Genomic DNA, 17,010 nt, shown 5'->3' with positions numbered 1-17,010 from the left:
CATTTGATGGTTATGTAGGGTGTGTCAGCACGGCAGTCGCGGGTGGACGCAGGCATGGTAGCGGCCACCTTCTGCGTGGCTGGGGGGCATACCTGTGCCGCACTGGGGCAACGCGTGGCGACAACGTGGGTGAAAGGCGCAGCCGGACGGTGGCTGCAGCGGGCTCGGTGGCTCGCCGGCCAGCGGCTGCTGCGGCAGGCGCCGGGCCGGGTCGATGTCGGCGATGGACTGCACCAGCGCGGCGGTGTAGGGATGGCGCGGGTCGTCGAAGACCTCGGCCACCGGGCCTTCCTCGACGATCCGCCCCAGGTACATCACCGCTACCCGGTCGCACAGGTGGCGTACCACGCCCAGGTCGTGGGTGATGAACAGCAGGGCCAGGCCCATGCGCTGGCGTAGTTCCAGCAGCAGGTTGATGATCTGCCCCTGGATCGACACGTCGAGGGCGGCAACGCACTCGTCGGCGACGATCAGCCTCGGCTCGACGGCCAGCGCCCGGGCGATGCCGACCCGCTGGCACTGGCCGCCACTGAGCGAACCGGGCTTGCGCTCGGCAAGTTCCGCGCGCAGGCCGACCAGGCCGAGCAGTTCGGCGACCCGGGCGGGGATCTGCGCGGCGGGCACCTTGCGCTGCACCTGCAGCACCTCGGCGAGGATCTGGCCGATGCGCTGGCGTGGATTGAGCGCGCTGTACGGGTCCTGGAAGATCATCGCGGTCTCGCGGCGCAGACGCTCGATATCCACGCGGTTGCCCTGGCGCATGTCGCTGCCGTCGAACAGCACCTGGCCGCTGCTGGAAGGGGTCAGTTGCAGGATGGCCCGGGCCAGGGTGCTCTTGCCGCAACCCGACTCGCCCACCAGGCCCAGGGCCTGACCGGCGGAGAGGTTCAGCGAAGCGCCGTTGACGGCATTGACTTTGCGTGGACGCAGGTTCAACAGGCCGCCGCCCGGGGCGGGGAACTGCACATGCAGGTCGTTGACCTGCAACAGCGTGGTCATGACAGGCCTCCGGCCAGTAGCGGGGTATGGCAGGCCAGGCGATGGCCGGGGCCGGTGACGCGCAGTTCCGGCAATTGTGCCCGGCAGTCAGGCGTGGCCTGGGGGCAGCGCGGTTCGAAGCGGCATCCTGCGGGCAGGGCGTCGAGCAGCGGCGGTTGCCCGGCAATGGTGTTCATCAGCCCCGCATGCCGCCGCGCCGCAGGGTGACAGGCCAGCAGCCCGGCGCTGTAGGGGTGGCGCGGCTGGCTCAGCAGGGCCTGCTTGGCGCCGTGTTCACACAGGCGCCCGGCGTACATCACGGCGATGCTGTCGCAGGTCTGCGCGACCACGCCGAGGTCGTGGCTGATCAGGATCATCGACAGGCCGCGGCGGTCGCGCAGCTCCAGCAGCAGGCGCAGGATCTGCGCCTGCACGGTGACGTCCAGCGCCGTGGTCGGCTCGTCGGCGATCAGCACCTTGGGGTTGCAGCCCAGGGCCACGGCGATCATCGCCCGTTGGCGCATGCCGCCGGAGAACTCATGGGGATAGCTGTCGACGCGGGTTTTCGGATCGGGGATGCCGACCTGGCGCAGCACTTCGATGGCCTCGGCCCGCGCTTCGCGCCGCGAGGCGCCCTGGTGCAGGCGGATGCCCTCGGCGATCTGCGCGCCGATGCGCATCAGCGGGTCGAGGTGGCTGCTGGGGTTCTGGAAGATCATGCCCAGCTCGCGACCGCGCATACGGAGCATCCCGGCCTCGTCCAGGCGCAGCAGGTCGTTGCCGGCCAGGCGCACGGCCTGGCCTTCGAGGCGCAGGTTGGGCGACGGCAGCAGGCGCATCAGGCCGCGACAGGCCAGGGTCTTGCCCGAGCCGCTTTCACCCACCAGGCCGAGGATCTCACCCTCACCGAGGTCGAACGACAGGCGATCGACGAGGGTGATATCACGTTGGCCGGCGCGGGCGATGACGCTCAGTTCGCGGACCTGGAGCAGGGCAGGGCTCATGTGCGGTCTCCCAGACGCTCGGCGACGCCGTCGGCCAGCAGGCTGAAGCCCATGGCCAGGGTCACCACCGCCAGGCCCGGGAAGGTGCAGATCCACCAGGCGCTGGTAATGAAACTCTGCCCCTCGGCCACCATGGTGCCCCACTCCGGGGTGGGCGGCTGCACGCCAAGGCCCAGGTAGCTGACGGCCGCGCCGTTGAGCAGCACCAGCACGGCGTCCGACATGCAGAACACCACCGAGCCGAACAGGGCGTTGGGCAGCAGGTGGCCGAACAGCACGCGCCGGTGGCTGAAGCCCAGGCTCCTGGCTGCCAGGGCGAAATCGCCTTGCTTGAGTACCAGGATCTGCGAGCGGATCAGCCGCGCATAGGACACCCAGCCGACCAGGGCCATGGCGATGTAGAAGCTGCCCAGGCCCGGGCCGAGGATGGCCATGATCGCTAGCATCAGCACCAGGAACGGGAAGGCCAGGACGATATCGACCAGGCGCATGCAGGCGTTGTCCAGCAAACCGCCGACATAGCCGGAAACCGCGCCGATGCAGGTGCCGAGCAGGAACGGGAAAATCACCCCGATCAGCGCCATCTGCAGATCGATGCGCGCGCCCCAGATCACCCGTGAAAGGATGTCGCGGCCAAAGTTGTCGGTACCGAACGGGTGACCAAGGCTGGGCGCGGCCAGACGCAGGTCGGCGTTCTGCGCCAGCGGATCGAACGGCGCGATCCACGGCGCGCACAGGGCCAGCAGGCACCAGCCGAGGACGATCGCCAGGCCGCAGTAAAGCGTCAGGCGGCCATTGCCCAGGTGCCAGGCCAGGCGCCAGCGCAATGGCAGTGCGGGGCTCTGGCTCATTGGATGTGTACCCGCGGGTCGAGGGCGGTGGTCACCACGTCGGCAATGAAGTTCACCGCCACCGTGGCGCAGGCCAGCACCATTGCCACGCCCTGGACCACCATGTAGTCGCGGGTGAAGATGCCGCGCACCAGCAGCTGGCCGACCCCGGGCAGCGAGAACAGGCTCTCGATCACCACGGTGCCGCTGATCAGCCAGCCGATGTTGACCGCCAGCAGGTTGATGGTGGGCAGCATGGCGTTGGGCAGGATGTGCCGGCGCAGAATCGCGCCTTCCCCCAGGCCCCGAGCGCGGGCTGCGGTGACGTGGTCGGCCTGCAGCTCCAGGAGGATGCTCGCGCGCAGGTTGCGCACCAGCACCGCCGAGAGCGCCAGGGCGATGGTCAGGCACGGCAGTACCAGGTGGTGCAGCTTGTCGGGCCAGGTCCGGCCGTAGCCGGACACCGGGAACAGGCCCCAATGCACGCTGAACAGCAGGATCAGCATCAACCCCAGCCAGAAAGCCGGTAAGCCGAGGCCCGCGGTGGTAAATAGGCGGATCAGGTTGTCGGCCCAGCCGCCCTTGCGCCGCGCGGCGAGGGTGGCCAGCGGCACGGCGATCAGCAACGCCAGCAGCACGCTGCCCAGCACCAGCAACAAAGTGGGCTCGATGCGGCCGGCGATCAGGGGCAGGGCATCGACCTTGTACAGCAGCGATTTGCCCAGGTCGCCGTTGAGCAGGTTCTTCAGGAAGTAGAGGTACTGCACCCAGATCGGCTCGTCGAGGCCGAACTGGGCGCGAATCTTCGCGATCGCGTCCGGCGTGCTGCGCGCCCCCAGCAGCACCCGCGCCGGATCGCCCGGGATCGCGCGCACCAGCACGAAGGTGATGATGCTGATGCCCAATAGCACCGGGAGCAATTGCAACGGACGGATCAGGACGAACCGGTAGCGGGCCAGGCTCATCGATCAACCCCGGTTGCGTTGCAGGAAGTCCAGCAACACCGGGAAATAGGCCTGGGGCTCTTCGTAGAACGGCATATGGCTGCTGTTGGGGAACACATGCAGCTCGGCGCGGCCGTGCAGGGCGAGCTTCATGCGCATGGCGCAGGCCGGCGTCAGTTCGTCGTGCTGACCGGTGGTGATCAGCACCGGCATGCGGAATTCGCCCATCTGTTCGAGGCGGTTCCAGTCCTTGAGGTTGCCGGTATAAAGGAACTCGTTGGGGCCCTGCATGGTGGTGTAGGGGCCCATGTTCCAGTCGCCCAGCGAGCGCTGGATCGGCGCCGGCCATTCATCCAGCCGACAGACGTGACGGTAGTTGAGCAGGGTGATGGCGGCCTGGTACTGGGGGTGGTCGAGATTGCCCGTGGCCTCGTGGCGCTGCATCATCGCCACGGTTTCGCTGCCCAGGGCGCCGCGCAGGCGTGCAAGCTCGGTGATCAGGTGTGGGATGTCGCCGACAGTATTCTCGAGAATCAGACTTTTCAGCGACTGCGGGTGATGGATGGCGTACTCGATCGCCAGCCAGCCGCCCCAGGAATGCCCCAGCATATGCACGCGACCGAGGTCCAGGGCCTGGCGCACCTGCTCGACCTCGGCCACGTAGCGGGTGATGTTCCACAGGCTGTCGTCATCCGGGCGGTCGGAGGCGCCGGTGCCGAGCTGGTCGAAGGCAACCACGCGGATGCCCTGGTCCTTGAGCCAGGCATGGGCGTCGCGCAGGTAGTCGCAGGGCAGCCCAGGCCCACCATTGAGGCACAGCAGCACCTCGTCCCCTGCGCCAAAGCTGTACACCACGAGATTGTGGCCGTCGACCTCTACATCGAACTGCTGGTCAGGTTGCATCTCTCGCCACATCGCTACTCTCCTGTTGGCCATGGCTTGCAGCTATAACTAGCGCAGGAGAATTCGTCGCCTACAAGCTAGTGTTTCCTATAGGTTTCGTCTGGCAGTCCCGCGCCAAGCCGTGGCATTCTACGTGCCGGACTTCGAGATGGAAATGCACGAGGGAACACAGGGAGTGTCAGGTATGCAGGCCAAGGTGGCTGAACTCAATTCCCGTCTGGCGTCGGACGATAGCCTGGACGAACAGATGGACAGCGTCGCCGACCTGGCGGCGCAGCTGGGCTTCGATGCCCTGGTGTACGACTACAGCCCGGTGCCGTTGGACCACACCGGCGAGCTGATCACCCCCGCTGTGGTCCGCCTGCGGCAGACGCCGAAGGACTGGCAAGACCTGTGGTGTTCGGAGGGCTTCTACCAGATCGACCCGGTGCAGCAGGTGGCAGTGTCGTCCATCGGGCCTTTTGTCTGGTCATACCTGCCCAAGGGCGAAACTGTCTTGCAACGTCTGATCGATCGGCGTCATGCCCCGGTGGTCGGCTACCTGCACGATGCGCAATTGACCTGCGGGGTAACCGTGCCCATTCACCTGCCGCGCGGCGGCCTGGCGACCCTGACCGGCCTGCGTCCCCACGCCAGCCAGCGCGACCTGGATGACGCTCGGGAACACCTTGCCGACTTCAGCTTGATCGCCCATGCCCTGCAGGAGGCCGCCCATCCTTTGTTGGCCAAGGAGTCGGCCCCTCGCATCATCCGCCTGACCCGCCGCGAGGTGGAGTGTCTGCGCTGGGCCGCCGAAGGCCTGACGGCGGGGGAGATCGCCGAGAAACTCAATCGCTCGCTGGCGACGATTTCCCTGCACCTGACCTCGGCCATGCATAAGCTGGGGGCCAAGAACCGTGTCCAGGCGGTCGCCCGGGCGGTGCATTACCGCCTGCTCGACCAATAACGTGGCAAAAAAGCCGAAAACCTAGAGAACTCTCTAGTTACGCCGGATCCAGCGTAAGGCTATCGTGTGCTCCATGATTCGCACGGAGCCGGATGAAATGGAACTCACCCAATCGCGTGAAGGTTTTGCCCCCTTTGGCGACTACCAGACCTGGTATCGCGTCACCGGCGACCTGGCCTGTGGCCGCACACCGTTGGTCATTCTGCACGGCGGCCCGGGCTGCACCTACGACTATGTCGATGCCTACAAGGATGTCGCCGCGGGCGGCTATCCGGTCATTCACTACGACCAGCTGGGCAACGGTCGCTCGACCCACTTGCCGCAGATGCCGCCGTCGTTCTGGACGGTGAAGCTGTTCCTCGAGGAGCTCGACAACCTCCTCGAGCACCTGGGCATCAGCCAGCGCTACGCGCTGTTGGGCCAGTCCTGGGGCGGCATGCTCGCCAGTGAACACGCGGTGCGTCAGCCCAGGGGCCTGCGCTGCCTGGTGATCGCCAATTCGCCGGCCGACATGCGCACCTGGGTGCGCGAGGCCAACCGCCTGCGTGAGGAACTGCCCAAGGATGTCCAGGAAACCCTGCTACGCCACGAGGCCGTAGGCGACTACACCGCGGCCGACTACATCGCCGCCACCCAGGTGTTCTACGACCGCCACGTGTGCCGGCTCAAGCCCTGGCCGGAAGAGGTGGCGCGCACCTTCGCCCAGGTGGAGGCCGACCCGACCGTGTACCACGCCATGACTGGGCCCAACGAGTTCCACATCATCGGCAGCACCAAGGACTGGACCATCGTCGACCGCCTGCCGCGCATCAATGTGCCGAGCCTGTTGATTTCGGGCCGCTACGACGAAGCGACGCCGCTGGTGGTCAAGCCGTACCTGGACCTGATCCCAGGCATCCGCTGGGCATTGTTCGAGAACTCCAGTCACATGCCGCATGTGGAAGAGCGGGTGGCATGCATGGGCACCGTGGTCAAGTTCCTCGACGAAAGTCTGTAGCCGCTCGGCGGCCGACAGTTTCCCTTCCTCAGGCCTGTCCGGGTTCAACCCGGCGGGCCTGAGTTTTATCCCCCGCATACACGACGACCTGCTTACCCCTCTGAAGGCCCCAGCGCTATCCTTGATCCATGCCCCGAAGGAGCCGCCATCATGCGTCGGCTGATACTGCTGTTGCTGATCACCGCCATCCCCGGCTGCCAAGCCCCTATGCCAGCCGCCAACCCGCAGATGGCCTGGGTCGACCTCTCGCTGCCATTCCCCAACGATCGCGTCCTGCTGGCCGAACGGCTGGACAATCAGCGCCTGGCCGAGGGCCGTTTCTTCCAGGTCAGCCCCGGCAGCCACGAACTGGTGGTGCGCTTCGATTACGAAACGAACGGCGGAGGCGGGATGAGCATGATGGGTGGAACCACCGTCCGCCAGTGCTACCTCACCCTCGACTACGCCCATTTCCAGGCCGGTCAGCGCTACGTGCTCGAAGCCCGCTCCATGGCCCTGACACCCGAGGCGAGGCTGTACAATGCCGCCCGGGAAATCGTCGCAGAGGTCAGTGAGTTCTACTGTCTGATGTGACCGAGCCCGGTTCATTGACTGTTCGTAAAGGAATTCAATCGTTGTGTGAAGCATGAGTCGTTCGTTGTTCATTTCGCTGGATGGGCCCAAGGGCACCGGCAAGACCACGCTGCTGGAAGCCGTCACCCAAGCGCTGAGGGCGGACAACAGGAAGGTGATCCGCATCTGCGAGAAGAAAAGCGATCCCTACCGGGGCGAAACCATGGCCCTGGTCAACCAGTTCGTCAGGCAACCCTGCCGAGACCTGGAATTGAAGGTTTGTGAGCGCCTGGCGGACAGCCGTGCCTGGATTTCCCGGCACGTGCTGGCCAAGCAGCCGACGGACAGCATCATCCTGATCGATCGCTGGTACCCGTCCGATGCGGCGTTTCGCCGGCTGGTGCCGTTTGCCGAGATCCTGCGGTTGAACATCGAACGCAACGTGCGGGTGCCGGACCTGCATGTGGGTGTTGTTACCGACCCTGAAGTCTCGTGGAACAGGGCAGCAGCACGGTCGCGGGGGTTGAGCAGCACGGTGATGCACGCGCTGGAGGAGCATGTCGCATGCACCGAAGCGTTCGAGCGAGTGGTTGCCGATCAAGGGTGGGTTTTGTGTCGTAACGAAGGAACGCTTGAAGAGGCGACAAGGGCGTTGGTATCTGAGATCCGTCGCCTGCTTTGATTGTCCTGATTTTCACTCCATCGGTGAAAGTGTTCACGCGCATCGCCGGTTTTTCCCAAGCGCCGGGCACGCCAGACTGGCTGGCAATCAACTGACCAGGAGCTTGATGTGAACAAACAAGACCATCCCCTCGTTTCCCTTGCCATCCTCAAGGCCAAGCCAGGCCAGGCGGGAGCCCTGAAAGAGGCCTTGCTGGCCCTGATCGAGCCGACCCGGGCCGAGCCCGGCAACCGTGATTACATGTTGTTCGAGCGCAGCGATGAGCCCGGGACGTTTTACATGCGTGAAGCGTTCGACCATCAACAGGCCCTGGACACCCACCTGGCCACCGAACACTTTCAACGTTTTGCCGAGCAGGCTGACCGGCTGCTGGCGGAGCCGTTGCAACTGATCTTCCTTGACCCAGTGTCCAGCGTCGTTGCGCCCCATCCCTGACAAGCCTGCGAGTCACCAGGGAATCGGCCTGCCATCCCAGGCCCAGAAGGTACCGGTCTGCGATGGTCCGTGCTGGCCGACAAGTTCGAGGATGCAACGGGCGGCAAACGCTGGCGAGAACAGCTTTTCGATTGGCACATTGCCCTGGAAGGGGCGCGAGAGCTGGGTGTCAGTGGTCCCGGGGTGCAAGGCAAGGACTGTCGACGCGGGATTGAGCCGTTTGAGTTCGATGCTGGCCGTGCGCAACAGCTGGTTGAGCGCGGCCTTGCTGGCGCGGTAGCTGTACCAGCCGCCAAGGTGGTTGTCGCCGATCGAGCCGACCCGGGCCGACAGGGCGGCGAAGGTGACCGGTTGCTGGCGCAGCAATGGCAGCAGGTGCTTGAGCAGCAGGATAGGGGCGAAGCAGTTGCTGACGAAGCTGGCTTGCAACCCTGCCATGTCCAGTTGCGCCAGCGACTTCTCGGCGCGTACCGGAGGCTCGTGGAGCACGCCGAGAGTACTGATGACCAGGTTCAACTGCGCACAGCTGGCCTGGACCTGCGCTGCCAGTGCTTGCAATGCCTGTTCATCCCGAGCATCGCAGTCGATGCGCATCAACCTGTGGCCATGTGTCAGGGCCAGAGTATCGAGCAGGGGGCTACGGGTTGCCTGGCGCGACACGGCGATCAGCAGGCCCACGTCTTCGCGTGGCAGCAGTTGTTCGCACAGGGCTAGGCCGATGCCTTGGCTGGCGCCGCAGACCAGCACGTTTGCGGGGCTGTGCAGGTTGGTGATGAGGCTCATCCGAGGTGCTCCCTGGTATGAATCGAGCTGCCCTTAATTTCTATACAGCATTGGAATTTATCTGTACAAAACCATAATCTTGTACAAAATTTGTTTTCTGTACAGGTTTGTCATGGTTTCCACCGGACGATTGACCTGCCTCTGCCTGCTGCTGATGTCGCTTACCTCGGTCAGCGCGGACTGGCGAGCCACGCTTCCGGCGGCGCAACGGCTGGGTGAAGGCGAGTTCACCTGGTTCGGCCTGCGCCTGTACAGCGCCCGTCTGTGGGCCGACGGACCGGTGCTGGACTGGAGTCGGCCATTCGCCCTGGAGCTGACCTACCACCGGTCGTTGTCCCGTAAAACGCTGGTCAAGGCCAGCGTGGAAGAGATGCGCCGTCTTGGCGCCGGCAGCGTCACGGCGCAACAGCTCGACGCATGGTCCCGTGAGATGCAAGCGGCATTCGTGGATGTGCGTCCCGGTATGCGCATCACGGGGGTGTATCTCCCGCAAAAGGGCTGCCGCTTCTACATCGATGGCCGGCTGCGCCATGAAGTGGCCGACGTGGCTTTTGCCCAGGCCTTCTTCGCCATCTGGCTGGACCCGCGGGCTCGGGATCCGCAACTGCGTCAGCGCCTGCTCGGCCTGGCCGGCAACGATCGAGGACACTGAACATGTACAAAGCATTGTTGTTGGCCGGGTGCCTGTTGCTGGGCAGCTGCGGCAACGTCGGCGTCGAGCACTACGCCGGCGAGCAACCCAAGCTGGACCTGGCGGCCTTCTTTTCGCGCCCGGTGCAGGCCTGGGGCATGTTCCAGAAGCGTTCCGGGGAGGTAGTGAAGCGTTTCCATGTGCGTATCGACAGCCGCCGCGACGGCGATCGACTGATCCTCGACGAGCAATTTCTCTACAGCGACGGTACCCGCCAGCAGCGCACCTGGACGCTGGTCCCCGAGGGCCCTGATCGCTGGCGTGGCACCGCTGGCGACGTGATCGGCGAGGCCCGTGGCGAAGTGGCCGGCAATGCGCTGCGCTGGCGTTACCAACTGGACCTGCCTGTCGACGGGCGGCACTGGCAGGTAGACCTGGACGACTGGATGTACCTGATGGACGACGACACCCTGATCAACCGCTCGCGCATGAGCAAGCTGGGCGTGGAGATCGGCCAGATCACCCTGTTTTTCCGCCGCCTGCCGGCGGGCACGCCCTGATTCCGGATACTTTCAACGTCGCAGCGCGAGGCGTACCAGCAAGGGCAGTGCCAGTGCCCAGACCGGCACCAGCAGCCAGCCTGTCACCACAGGCCCCAGCGGCAAGGCGACATCGGCCAGCCTGGCACCGCCCACGTACGCCAGCGGGCCACCCAGCGCGCCAACTGCCGCACCGCGCCAGAACGGCCGCCCCGCCCAGGCCAGGCTGTGGCGCAAGCCGCTGGCCAGCACCAGCCACAGCAACGCCAGCCACAAGGGCAGTGGCCAAGCCTCGAAACGAAACAACCCTATCGCCCCCAGCAGGCCGTCCAACATGCAACCGACCAAGGTCACGCGTAACAGTGTTCTGACTTCGGTGTTGCGGGCAGGGCACAGTTTCAAATGCATGGCCAGGCCCAGCGGCACCAGCAGCAATAGCCAGGGGGTCGTTGCACCCAGCACGCAGGCCCACCAGCCGACCTGCAACCACAGCGCATTGGCGATCAGCCAGCGGGCGGGCATCGTCAGTGCCCGGGCAACGGCGCCCGCCGCGCCTGGGGCGCCGCCCACAGCAGTTGCGCCACGCCAATGGCCCGCTCTTCGAACCCCCCCTGGCAGTAGCACAGGTAAAACTCCCACAGTCGCTGAAAAGCCTCGTCATAACCCAGCGCTGCCAGTGTGGTGCGCGCCTGGCGCAGGTTGTCGCGCCAATGTCGCAGGGTCAGGGCATAGTCGACGCCGAAGTCCTCCAAGTGTACGAGGTTGAGCGCGGTGCGATGGCTGGCGGTGTCCAGCAGCACGCTCAGCGAGGGCAAGGCGCCGCCGGGGAAGATGTAGCGCTGGATAAAGTCCACCGAACGCCGCGCCTGGGCGTAGCGCTGGTCACGGATGGTGATGGCCTGCAGCAGCATCAGCCCGTCGGGCTTGAGCAGTGACGCGCACTGGCGGAAGTACACCGGCAGGTAGCGGTGGCCCACGGCTTCGATCATCTCGATGGAGACCAGCTTGTCGAAAGTCCCGGTCAGGTCGCGGTAGTCATCGCACAACACCGTTACCCGCTGCTCCAGCCCAAGGGCCTTCACCCGTTGCAGGGTGTAGGTGTACTGCGCCTGCGACAGGGTCGTGGTGGTCACCCGGCAGCCATAGCAGGTGGCCGCGTGGATCGCCAGGCTGCCCCAGCCGCAGCCGATCTCCAGCAGGTGATCCTGCGCACTGAGCTCGAGCTTCTGGCAGATCCGCTCCAGCTTGCGCCGCTGAGCCTGCTCCAACGATTGCCCGGGGTACTCGAACTGCGCGGCCGAATACATCATGGTCGGGTCCAGCAGTTGCTCGAACAGGGTATTGCCCAGGTCGTAATGGGCCAGGATGTTGCGCCGGGCGCCGCGCCGGTTGTTGCGGTTCAGCCGGTGCAGCAGCCGTAGGGCAGGGCGGCCCAGGCGCGCCAGGCCGCCCTCGAGGGCGTCGAGCACATCGAGGTTGGCCACGAACAGGCGGGTGACCAACGCCAGGTCCGGGCTGCGCCAGTAACCATGGATGTAGGCTTCGCCCGCACCGACCGAACCATTGCCGGCGATCAGGCTCCAGGCGGCGTCCTCGAGAATCTCCACCTCGGCCTGCAGCGCGCTGCCGGGATCGCCGAACGCCCACTGCCGACCATGGCAGAGCAGCCGCAAATGGCCATGGCGCAGCTTGCCCAGCTGGGCGAGCACGGCGTTGCGCGCCAAGCCGCCAAGCAACGGCGCCAGGCCCGTGGACTTGCTAACGCTCAGGGTCGGATCGGACATGATCGGGGTCCTCGCAGGGGTGGCCGAGCGCCAGGTCGTCCCGGCTGGCGGTGTGGTCGTGGATGGGCATGCGTTTGACGAACAGGCACAGGGCTTGCCAGTAGATGGCCGTAACGGTGCGCAGGCTCATCCAGGGAAAGGCCAGGATGTAGCCATGCACGGCTTTGCGATCCAGCGGTCGGCGCTTCAGGGCCAGGTCGGCCTCGAACACTTTCTGGCCGCCTTGCCAGTTCTCCATGTGGATGCGTACCTGCGCCGGGTCCAGGTGAAAGCGCAAGCGATAGTCCATGTCCAAGGGCATGAACGGCGACACATGAAAGCGCTTGGCCATGGCGAACGTTTTCGCCTGATCGCCGTGCGTCGGCAGCACGTAGTGGAAACGCTGACGCCACGGGGTATTGCGCACCTCCAGCAGGATCGCCGCCAGGTGCCCGTCGCGGTCATGGCAGAAATAGAAGCTCACCGGATTGAACGACAGCCCCCAGCAGCGCAGCTGGGCCAGCAGGCGTACCGGCCCGTCGGGCATTTGCCCCGTGGCCTGGCTCACCAGCAGGCGTGCGGCCTGGGCCAGCGACTGACCTTGGCGGGTGAGGGTCGGCAGGTAGTCGGTTTCGCGCCAGCACAGCGGGGCCAGGCGCCAACGTCCCAACCAGCGCGACAGGCCCATCAGCCAGGCCTGCTCGTCCAGATCCAGGTAGAACAGGCCGATCCGGTAACGGAAGGCATGAGGCCTTGGGCTCAGGCGCCGATGACTGAGCCAGCCCAGGCACAGGCCGCTGTTCACAGCTGTTCTCCAAAGTGCCTGGCCACCTGCAACGCACTGACGACACCATCCTCATGGAAGCCGTTGCCCCAGTAGGCGCCGCAGAAGTAGCTGTGCTGCTGGCCTTGCAGTTGTGTTTGCCGGGCCTGCGCGGCGGATGCCGCCAGGCTGTACTGCGGGTGGGCGTAGCTGAAGCGGGCGAGGATCTGCGCAGGGTCGATCAGCGCGGTCTGGTTCAGGCTGACGCAGAAGGTCGTCGCTGCCTGGAGACCCTGCAGGATGTTCATGTTGTAGGTCACCGCGGCCGGCGCCTGCTCGGAGCCGCCCAGCCGGTAGTTCCAGCTGGCCCAGGCGTTGCGGCGGCGTGGCAGCAGGCGGGTGTCGGTGTGCAGCACCACGTCGTTGTCGGCATAGCCGATGGCGCCCAGCACCGCACGCTCCTGCACGCTCGGGGCTTCCAGCAGGGCCAGAGCCTGGTCGCTGTGGCAGGCGAACACCACGTTGTCGAAGCGCTCGGTGCCGGCGTCGCTGGACAGGGTGACACCGCCTTCGTCGCGACCGACCCGCTGCACCCTGCAGTCGAGGCGGATACGCTCGGCGAAGGTTCGGCAAAGCGGGGCGACATAGCTGCGCGAGCCGCCCTCGACCACACGCCACTGCGGGCGCTGGTTCACCGAGAGCAAGCCATGGTTGCGGCAGAAGCGCACGAAGAACGCCAGCGGGAAGCTGTGCATGTCGGCACGGGACATCGACCAGATCGCCGAGCCCATGGGCACGATGTAATGCTCGATGAACCGCAGGCCGTAACCGCGCTCGTGAAGATACGCGCCCAAGGTGGTGGTGGCGTCGATACGCTGTTGTTCCAGGTCGGCGAGGGCCTGTCGGTTGAAGCGCAGGATATCGCGCAGCATGCCCCAGAAGCCTGGCGACAGGAGATTGCGGCGCTGGGCGAACAATGTGTTCAGGTCGTGCCCGTTGTATTCCAGGCCACTGCGCGGGTCATGCACGGAGAAACTCATTTGCGTCGGCTGCGAGGCAACCCCGAGTTGTTCAAGCAAGCGGATGAAATGGGGATAGGTCCAGTCGTTGAAGACGATGAACCCCGTGTCGATGGCATGGCGCTCGCCACGCCAGACCACGTCGATGGTGTGGGTGTGGCCACCGATCCAGCCGGCGGCTTCGAAAACCGTCACCTCGTGCTTGCGTGACAGCAGGTAAGCGCAGGTCAGGCCTGCGATGCCGCTGCCGATGATGGCTATGCGCATGATTGCTCAGTCCGCTTCTCGGCGTGCCAGACGCCGGCCCAATGCCAGGCGCGCCCGCGCCGGCAGCGCGCCGAGCAGGCGCAATCCCCAGGTGAACAGGCTCGGAAAATTGATTTCCAGCGGCCGGCGCGGCAGCCGCCTGGCGATATGCCGGGCGGCGCGCTGGGCCGACCACAGCTGCGGCATCGGGAAGTCGTTGCGCCGGGTCAGCGGTGTGTCGACGAAGCCTGGGCTGACCAGTGTGACGTCGATACCTTGCTGCGCCAGGTCGATGCGCTGCGATTCCACCAGGTAGCGCACGGCGGCCTTGGACGCGCCATAGGCGCCGGCCCGGGGCAGGGCCAGCCAGGTTACCGAGCTGCCCATCACCACCAGGTGAGGACGTGCGCCGGCCCGCAGCAGGGGCAGGGCGGCCGCCAGGCAATGGCTGAGACCCAGCAGGTTGGTGCGCATCACGCGCTCGACCAGCTCCGGGTCGAACCGGCCGGGCTCCAGATACTCGCAGGTACCCGCGTTGAAGATCGCCAGGTCCAGGGCGCCCCAGGCCTGACGGATGCGGTCTGCTATGTGCGCGACCTGCTTGGGATCGTCCAGGTCACCATTTGCCAGCAGCACCTGCCCGGGAAAGCGCTCGGCGAACGGCACCAGTTGCTCGGTCCGGCGCCCGCCCAGGGCAACCTGGTGGCCTTGCTCCAGCAGGCACTGCGCGAGCGCCGCGCCGATGCCGCTGCTGGCACCGGTCAACCAGCAGCGGCTCATGCCAACCGCCCCTTGAGCCAGCGAATCGCCCCGCCCATCAGCGGAATATGCTCGTAGAGCAGGGCGCCGGCGTCGAAGAAGTCCTGGTGGAAATGCACCCGGTCGCGCCATTGCAGGTAGCTGCAGCCTTGCAGGGAAACCGGGCGACCGCCGGCCAGCCGCGGGTGACGAAACTGCAGGGTCCAGCGCAGGTAGCCCTGTCCGGGCATCACCTCGTCGGCACCGGCGAAGACATAGCGGATGTCATGGGCGTTGGCGTACAGCTGGGCGAAGTAAGCCCGCAGGTCCTTCAGCCCATCGATCCGATGCAGCGGGTCGCGGAAAGTGATGTCTTCGCTGTACAGGTTTTCCAGCGCATCGAGGTGGTCCCCATCGAGCTGGGCAAAGCGCTCGGCGAATTGCTGCAGGTACGTTGACATGCTCGGCTCCGGGCAACCCTGTACAGCCTGGTATTTTTGTACAGGTATATTGGAAGCCTACGATTAAATCTGTACAAGTCAACGTCCTTGTACAGATATTTTGCTCAGCGCCCGGCCGCCTCCAGTTGACGACGCAGGTCAGCGACCTCGGCTTCCAGCTCGCGCACCCGTTGCTCGGCGGCGACCTGCGCCGAAACGTCGTGCTGGATGCCGATGTAGTAGGTCAGCTGGTCTGCCTCGTTACGCACCGGGGTGATGGACAATTCATTCCAGAACAGGCTGCCGTCCTGGCGATAGTTGCGCAGCACCTGACGGCAGGGCTGGCCCGCGCGGATCGCCTCGCGGATCGCTGCGATGCCCGGCTGCTGCTGATCCTGGCCCTGGAGAAAGCGGCAGTCCTGGTAGAGGATATCGTCCGCGCAGTAGCCGGTGAGGCGCTCGAAGGCGGGGTTGGCGTAGATCAGGATGCTGTCGTGGCCCTCCTGCTCGGCGACGACGATGCCATCGTTGGAGTGCTCGACCATCAGTTGCAGGAGTTTTGCGTTGATCATTGGGGCCACCCACGGAAAATCCTAAGCGGTATACCGGTCGCAACGAATGCGAAGCGCCAGCGCCATTCGCTACATAATGGCCTACCTGTGCTCGCCGCAGTAGCGAATGGGTTTAGAATGTGTCACCTCTCCGACGACCCCTCGCGATGACCGACGCCACCTCACCCGATTTACTGCCTATGCGCGACGTGGTCAGCCTGACCGGCATCAATCCGGTGACCTTGCGTGCCTGGGAGCGGCGCCACGGGCTAATCCGCCCGCAACGCACCGAGGGTGGCCATCGCCTGTACACGCCTGGCGACGTACAGCGCATCCGCGACATCCTGCACTGGACAGCCAACGGCCTGCCGATCAGCAAGGTCGGCGAAATGCTCGCCGCCCAGCACCACGCTCCCGTACAGCAGGACTCGGCCTTCCACGATTGGCGCGCCGCCGTGAAACGGGCGGCGATGGCATTCGATGCATGGGCGCTGGAAGGTGTCCATGGCCAGCTGTTCACGCTTCTGCCCAAGGCCATCGTGCTGCGTGAAGTGCTGCTGCCGGTGTGGCAGGAAATGGCGGCGGGCAGGGCTTTCGGGGAGCGCAGCCAATGGTTGTTCCTCGACTCGTTCCTGCGCGCCCGCCTGCTGCTGCGCCTGCAGATGAATCAGGCCGATGCGCCTAGGGTGCTGCTGGCCGGTACCGAGGGGCATGCCGAACTGCCGTTGCTGTGTACCGGCCTGCTGCTGAGCGGCGAGCAACAGCGCGTCGACGTGCTCGGCTGCGGGCAGCCGCTGGAGGAACTTCCCCTGGTGTGCGCGGCGACCCAGCCAGCGGCGCTGGTGATCGCGGTGCAGGGGCCGGTGAGCGCCGGCCTGGCCAGGCGACTGCGCGCGTTGCAGATGGAGATTGCCTGCCCGCTGGCCCTCACCGGGGTGGCGGATTCGCAAGCGGCGTTGCAGGGCATCCCGCTGCGTATGCTGGACGAGCAGGGGGATGATGTGGCGGGGATGCTCAACGCCTTGCTCAGGGGCGCCCTGGACCTGTAACAGCAGGGCGCTGGCCTCACAAGCGCGGTTCCTCGGCGACCTGAACCTGATGCTGGCGCCCGCCCTGCAAGGCCTTGGCCTGGTCGATGTTTTCGAGGACATGGTCAAGGAGCAACTGGAACGCGGCCAGCTGCTGCAAGTGCTGGGCGACTGGTGTCACTACTACCCTGGAGCGCTGATGGCTGTTTTTGCAGAACGGGCTTTCACAGCGTAATTG

The 17,010-nt window shown here is 65.6% G+C and carries 21 protein-coding genes and 1 pseudogene; 9 read left to right on the top strand and 13 right to left on the bottom strand.

From position 1 onward, the window contains the following. Positions 1–24: 24 nt before the first annotated feature. From KSS90_RS13250 to KSS90_RS13230, 5 genes are read right to left on the bottom strand one after another with little or no spacing between them, the layout of a single operon-like run. A complete protein-coding gene (locus KSS90_RS13250; protein ID WP_217865907.1) occupies positions 25–999 on the bottom strand; it encodes an ABC transporter ATP-binding protein in 975 nt (324 codons plus the stop codon). Next, a complete protein-coding gene (locus tag KSS90_RS13245; protein ID WP_217865906.1) occupies positions 996–1,982 on the bottom strand; it encodes an ABC transporter ATP-binding protein in 987 nt (328 codons plus the stop codon). Before KSS90_RS13245 ends, KSS90_RS13250 begins: the two co-directional genes overlap by 4 nt. After that, positions 1,979–2,833 carry an ABC transporter permease gene (locus KSS90_RS13240; RefSeq protein WP_217865905.1) on the bottom strand — a complete coding sequence of 285 codons (855 nt, stop codon included), beginning with the start codon at positions 2,831–2,833 and terminating at the stop codon, positions 1,979–1,981. Before KSS90_RS13240 ends, KSS90_RS13245 begins: the two co-directional genes overlap by 4 nt. Continuing rightward, entirely contained in the window at positions 2,830–3,777 is a 948-nt protein-coding gene (locus KSS90_RS13235; RefSeq protein ID WP_217865904.1) for an ABC transporter permease, read from the bottom strand. Before KSS90_RS13235 ends, KSS90_RS13240 begins: the two co-directional genes overlap by 4 nt. Before the next feature lie 3 nt (positions 3,778–3,780). Continuing rightward, complete coding sequence (locus KSS90_RS13230) at positions 3,781–4,671, bottom strand: proline iminopeptidase-family hydrolase (RefSeq protein WP_217865903.1); 891 nt, start codon at positions 4,669–4,671, stop codon at positions 3,781–3,783. 172 nt (positions 4,672–4,843) lie between these two features. On the opposite strand from KSS90_RS13230, the gene KSS90_RS13225 reads away from it, so the two are divergent. The 5 genes from KSS90_RS13225 (at position 4,844) to KSS90_RS13205 (ending at position 8,271) form a co-directional block, all read left to right on the top strand. Further along, complete coding sequence (locus KSS90_RS13225) at positions 4,844–5,605, top strand: LuxR family transcriptional regulator (protein WP_217865902.1); 762 nt, start codon at positions 4,844–4,846, stop codon at positions 5,603–5,605. A 97-nt stretch (positions 5,606–5,702) separates the two neighbouring features. Beyond that, positions 5,703–6,602 carry a proline iminopeptidase-family hydrolase gene (locus KSS90_RS13220; RefSeq protein ID WP_217865901.1) on the top strand — a complete coding sequence of 300 codons (900 nt, stop codon included), beginning with the start codon at positions 5,703–5,705 and terminating at the stop codon, positions 6,600–6,602. Between the two features lie 150 nt (positions 6,603–6,752). After that, positions 6,753–7,175 (top strand): PA0061/PA0062 family lipoprotein, encoded by a 423-nt coding sequence (locus KSS90_RS13215; protein ID WP_217865900.1) that lies wholly within the window; start codon positions 6,753–6,755, stop codon positions 7,173–7,175. Between the two features lie 52 nt (positions 7,176–7,227). After that, entirely contained in the window at positions 7,228–7,836 is a 609-nt protein-coding gene (locus KSS90_RS13210) for a dTMP kinase (protein ID WP_217865899.1), read from the top strand. Between the two features lie 108 nt (positions 7,837–7,944). Continuing rightward, complete coding sequence (locus tag KSS90_RS13205; RefSeq protein ID WP_217865898.1) at positions 7,945–8,271, top strand: putative quinol monooxygenase; 327 nt, start codon at positions 7,945–7,947, stop codon at positions 8,269–8,271. A gap of 12 nt (positions 8,272–8,283) precedes the next feature. On the opposite strand, the gene KSS90_RS13200 is transcribed toward KSS90_RS13205, so the two are convergent. Beyond that, on the bottom strand, positions 8,284–9,054 hold the full coding sequence (locus KSS90_RS13200; RefSeq protein WP_217865897.1) for an SDR family NAD(P)-dependent oxidoreductase: 771 nt from the start codon (positions 9,052–9,054) through the stop codon (positions 8,284–8,286). Positions 9,055–9,166: 112 nt separating this feature from the next. Between KSS90_RS13200 and KSS90_RS13195 the strand changes: the two genes are divergently transcribed. Both KSS90_RS13195 and KSS90_RS13190 read left to right on the top strand, forming a co-directional pair. Beyond that, positions 9,167–9,706: a chalcone isomerase family protein gene (locus tag KSS90_RS13195; RefSeq protein WP_225933076.1), complete on the top strand. Its 540-nt coding sequence runs from the start codon at positions 9,167–9,169 to the stop codon at positions 9,704–9,706. Between the two features lie 2 nt (positions 9,707–9,708). Continuing rightward, complete coding sequence (locus KSS90_RS13190) at positions 9,709–10,245, top strand: DUF3833 domain-containing protein (RefSeq protein ID WP_217865896.1); 537 nt, start codon at positions 9,709–9,711, stop codon at positions 10,243–10,245. A gap of 12 nt (positions 10,246–10,257) precedes the next feature. Here the strand turns inward: KSS90_RS13190 and KSS90_RS13185 are convergent, their stop codons facing one another. From KSS90_RS13185 to KSS90_RS13155, 7 genes are all read right to left on the bottom strand, one after another. Beyond that, positions 10,258–10,746 (bottom strand): DUF2878 domain-containing protein, encoded by a 489-nt coding sequence (locus KSS90_RS13185; RefSeq protein ID WP_217865895.1) that lies wholly within the window; start codon positions 10,744–10,746, stop codon positions 10,258–10,260. Between the two features lie 2 nt (positions 10,747–10,748). Continuing rightward, the gene (locus KSS90_RS13180; protein WP_217865894.1) at positions 10,749–12,008 is read right to left on the bottom strand and encodes an SAM-dependent methyltransferase; all 1,260 of its coding nucleotides are present in this window, start codon (positions 12,006–12,008) and stop codon (positions 10,749–10,751) included. After that, positions 11,983–12,792 (bottom strand): DUF1365 domain-containing protein, encoded by an 810-nt coding sequence (locus KSS90_RS13175; RefSeq protein ID WP_217865893.1) that lies wholly within the window; start codon positions 12,790–12,792, stop codon positions 11,983–11,985. The genes KSS90_RS13180 and KSS90_RS13175 overlap by 26 nt, the downstream gene beginning before the upstream one ends. Beyond that, entirely contained in the window at positions 12,789–14,036 is a 1,248-nt protein-coding gene (locus tag KSS90_RS13170; protein WP_217865892.1) for an NAD(P)/FAD-dependent oxidoreductase, read from the bottom strand. The genes KSS90_RS13175 and KSS90_RS13170 overlap by 4 nt, the downstream gene beginning before the upstream one ends. A gap of 6 nt (positions 14,037–14,042) precedes the next feature. After that, entirely contained in the window at positions 14,043–14,795 is a 753-nt protein-coding gene (locus tag KSS90_RS13165; protein WP_217865891.1) for an SDR family NAD(P)-dependent oxidoreductase, read from the bottom strand. After that, positions 14,792–15,214, bottom strand: a complete 423-nt coding sequence (locus tag KSS90_RS13160; RefSeq protein WP_217865890.1) for a nuclear transport factor 2 family protein — start codon at positions 15,212–15,214, stop codon at positions 14,792–14,794. Before KSS90_RS13160 ends, KSS90_RS13165 begins: the two co-directional genes overlap by 4 nt. A gap of 104 nt (positions 15,215–15,318) precedes the next feature. Continuing rightward, the gene (locus KSS90_RS13155) at positions 15,319–15,765 is read right to left on the bottom strand and encodes a PAS domain-containing protein (RefSeq protein WP_217865889.1); all 447 of its coding nucleotides are present in this window, start codon (positions 15,763–15,765) and stop codon (positions 15,319–15,321) included. A gap of 146 nt (positions 15,766–15,911) precedes the next feature. On the opposite strand from KSS90_RS13155, the gene KSS90_RS13150 reads away from it, so the two are divergent. Continuing rightward, on the top strand, positions 15,912–16,793 hold the full coding sequence (locus KSS90_RS13150) for a MerR family transcriptional regulator (RefSeq protein ID WP_217865888.1): 882 nt from the start codon (positions 15,912–15,914) through the stop codon (positions 16,791–16,793). Between the two features lie 31 nt (positions 16,794–16,824). Next, a pseudogene (locus KSS90_RS13145) lies at positions 16,825–16,965 on the top strand (LysR family transcriptional regulator); the annotation flags it as partial. Positions 16,966–17,010: the final 45 nt, after the last annotated feature.

Source organism: Pseudomonas maumuensis, from assembly GCF_019139675.1.
Taxonomy (GTDB): Bacteria; Pseudomonadota; Gammaproteobacteria; order Pseudomonadales; family Pseudomonadaceae; genus Aquipseudomonas; species Aquipseudomonas maumuensis.
Note: the sequence above shows the minus strand (reverse complement) of the source record. Positions and strands in the feature narration are given on the sequence as shown.

What these genes read in the sequence shown, in the direction of transcription:
- KSS90_RS13250 (WP_217865907.1), bottom strand. Translation starts at nt 999, where the DNA reads ATGACCACGCTGTTGCAGGTCAACGACCTGCATGTGCAGTTCCCCGCC.
- KSS90_RS13245 (WP_217865906.1), bottom strand. Translation starts at nt 1,982, where the DNA reads ATGAGCCCTGCCCTGCTCCAGGTCCGCGAACTGAGCGTCATCGCCCGC.
- KSS90_RS13240 (WP_217865905.1), bottom strand. Translation starts at nt 2,833, where the DNA reads ATGAGCCAGAGCCCCGCACTGCCATTGCGCTGGCGCCTGGCCTGGCAC.
- KSS90_RS13235 (WP_217865904.1), bottom strand. Translation starts at nt 3,777, where the DNA reads ATGAGCCTGGCCCGCTACCGGTTCGTCCTGATCCGTCCGTTGCAATTG.
- KSS90_RS13230 (WP_217865903.1), bottom strand. Translation starts at nt 4,671, where the DNA reads ATGTGGCGAGAGATGCAACCTGACCAGCAGTTCGATGTAGAGGTCGAC.
- KSS90_RS13225 (WP_217865902.1), top strand. Translation starts at nt 4,844, where the DNA reads ATGCAGGCCAAGGTGGCTGAACTCAATTCCCGTCTGGCGTCGGACGAT.
- KSS90_RS13220 (WP_217865901.1), top strand. Translation starts at nt 5,703, where the DNA reads ATGGAACTCACCCAATCGCGTGAAGGTTTTGCCCCCTTTGGCGACTAC.
- KSS90_RS13215 (WP_217865900.1), top strand. Translation starts at nt 6,753, where the DNA reads ATGCGTCGGCTGATACTGCTGTTGCTGATCACCGCCATCCCCGGCTGC.
- KSS90_RS13210 (WP_217865899.1), top strand. Translation starts at nt 7,228, where the DNA reads ATGAGTCGTTCGTTGTTCATTTCGCTGGATGGGCCCAAGGGCACCGGC.
- KSS90_RS13200 (WP_217865897.1), bottom strand. Translation starts at nt 9,054, where the DNA reads ATGAGCCTCATCACCAACCTGCACAGCCCCGCAAACGTGCTGGTCTGC.
- KSS90_RS13195 (WP_225933076.1), top strand. Translation starts at nt 9,167, where the DNA reads ATGGTTTCCACCGGACGATTGACCTGCCTCTGCCTGCTGCTGATGTCG.
- KSS90_RS13190 (WP_217865896.1), top strand. Translation starts at nt 9,709, where the DNA reads ATGTACAAAGCATTGTTGTTGGCCGGGTGCCTGTTGCTGGGCAGCTGC.
- KSS90_RS13185 (WP_217865895.1), bottom strand. Translation starts at nt 10,746, where the DNA reads ATGCCCGCCCGCTGGCTGATCGCCAATGCGCTGTGGTTGCAGGTCGGC.
- KSS90_RS13180 (WP_217865894.1), bottom strand. Translation starts at nt 12,008, where the DNA reads ATGTCCGATCCGACCCTGAGCGTTAGCAAGTCCACGGGCCTGGCGCCG.
- KSS90_RS13170 (WP_217865892.1), bottom strand. Translation starts at nt 14,036, where the DNA reads ATGCGCATAGCCATCATCGGCAGCGGCATCGCAGGCCTGACCTGCGCT.
- KSS90_RS13165 (WP_217865891.1), bottom strand. Translation starts at nt 14,795, where the DNA reads ATGAGCCGCTGCTGGTTGACCGGTGCCAGCAGCGGCATCGGCGCGGCG.
- KSS90_RS13160 (WP_217865890.1), bottom strand. Translation starts at nt 15,214, where the DNA reads ATGTCAACGTACCTGCAGCAATTCGCCGAGCGCTTTGCCCAGCTCGAT.
- KSS90_RS13155 (WP_217865889.1), bottom strand. Translation starts at nt 15,765, where the DNA reads ATGATCAACGCAAAACTCCTGCAACTGATGGTCGAGCACTCCAACGAT.
- KSS90_RS13150 (WP_217865888.1), top strand. Translation starts at nt 15,912, where the DNA reads ATGACCGACGCCACCTCACCCGATTTACTGCCTATGCGCGACGTGGTC.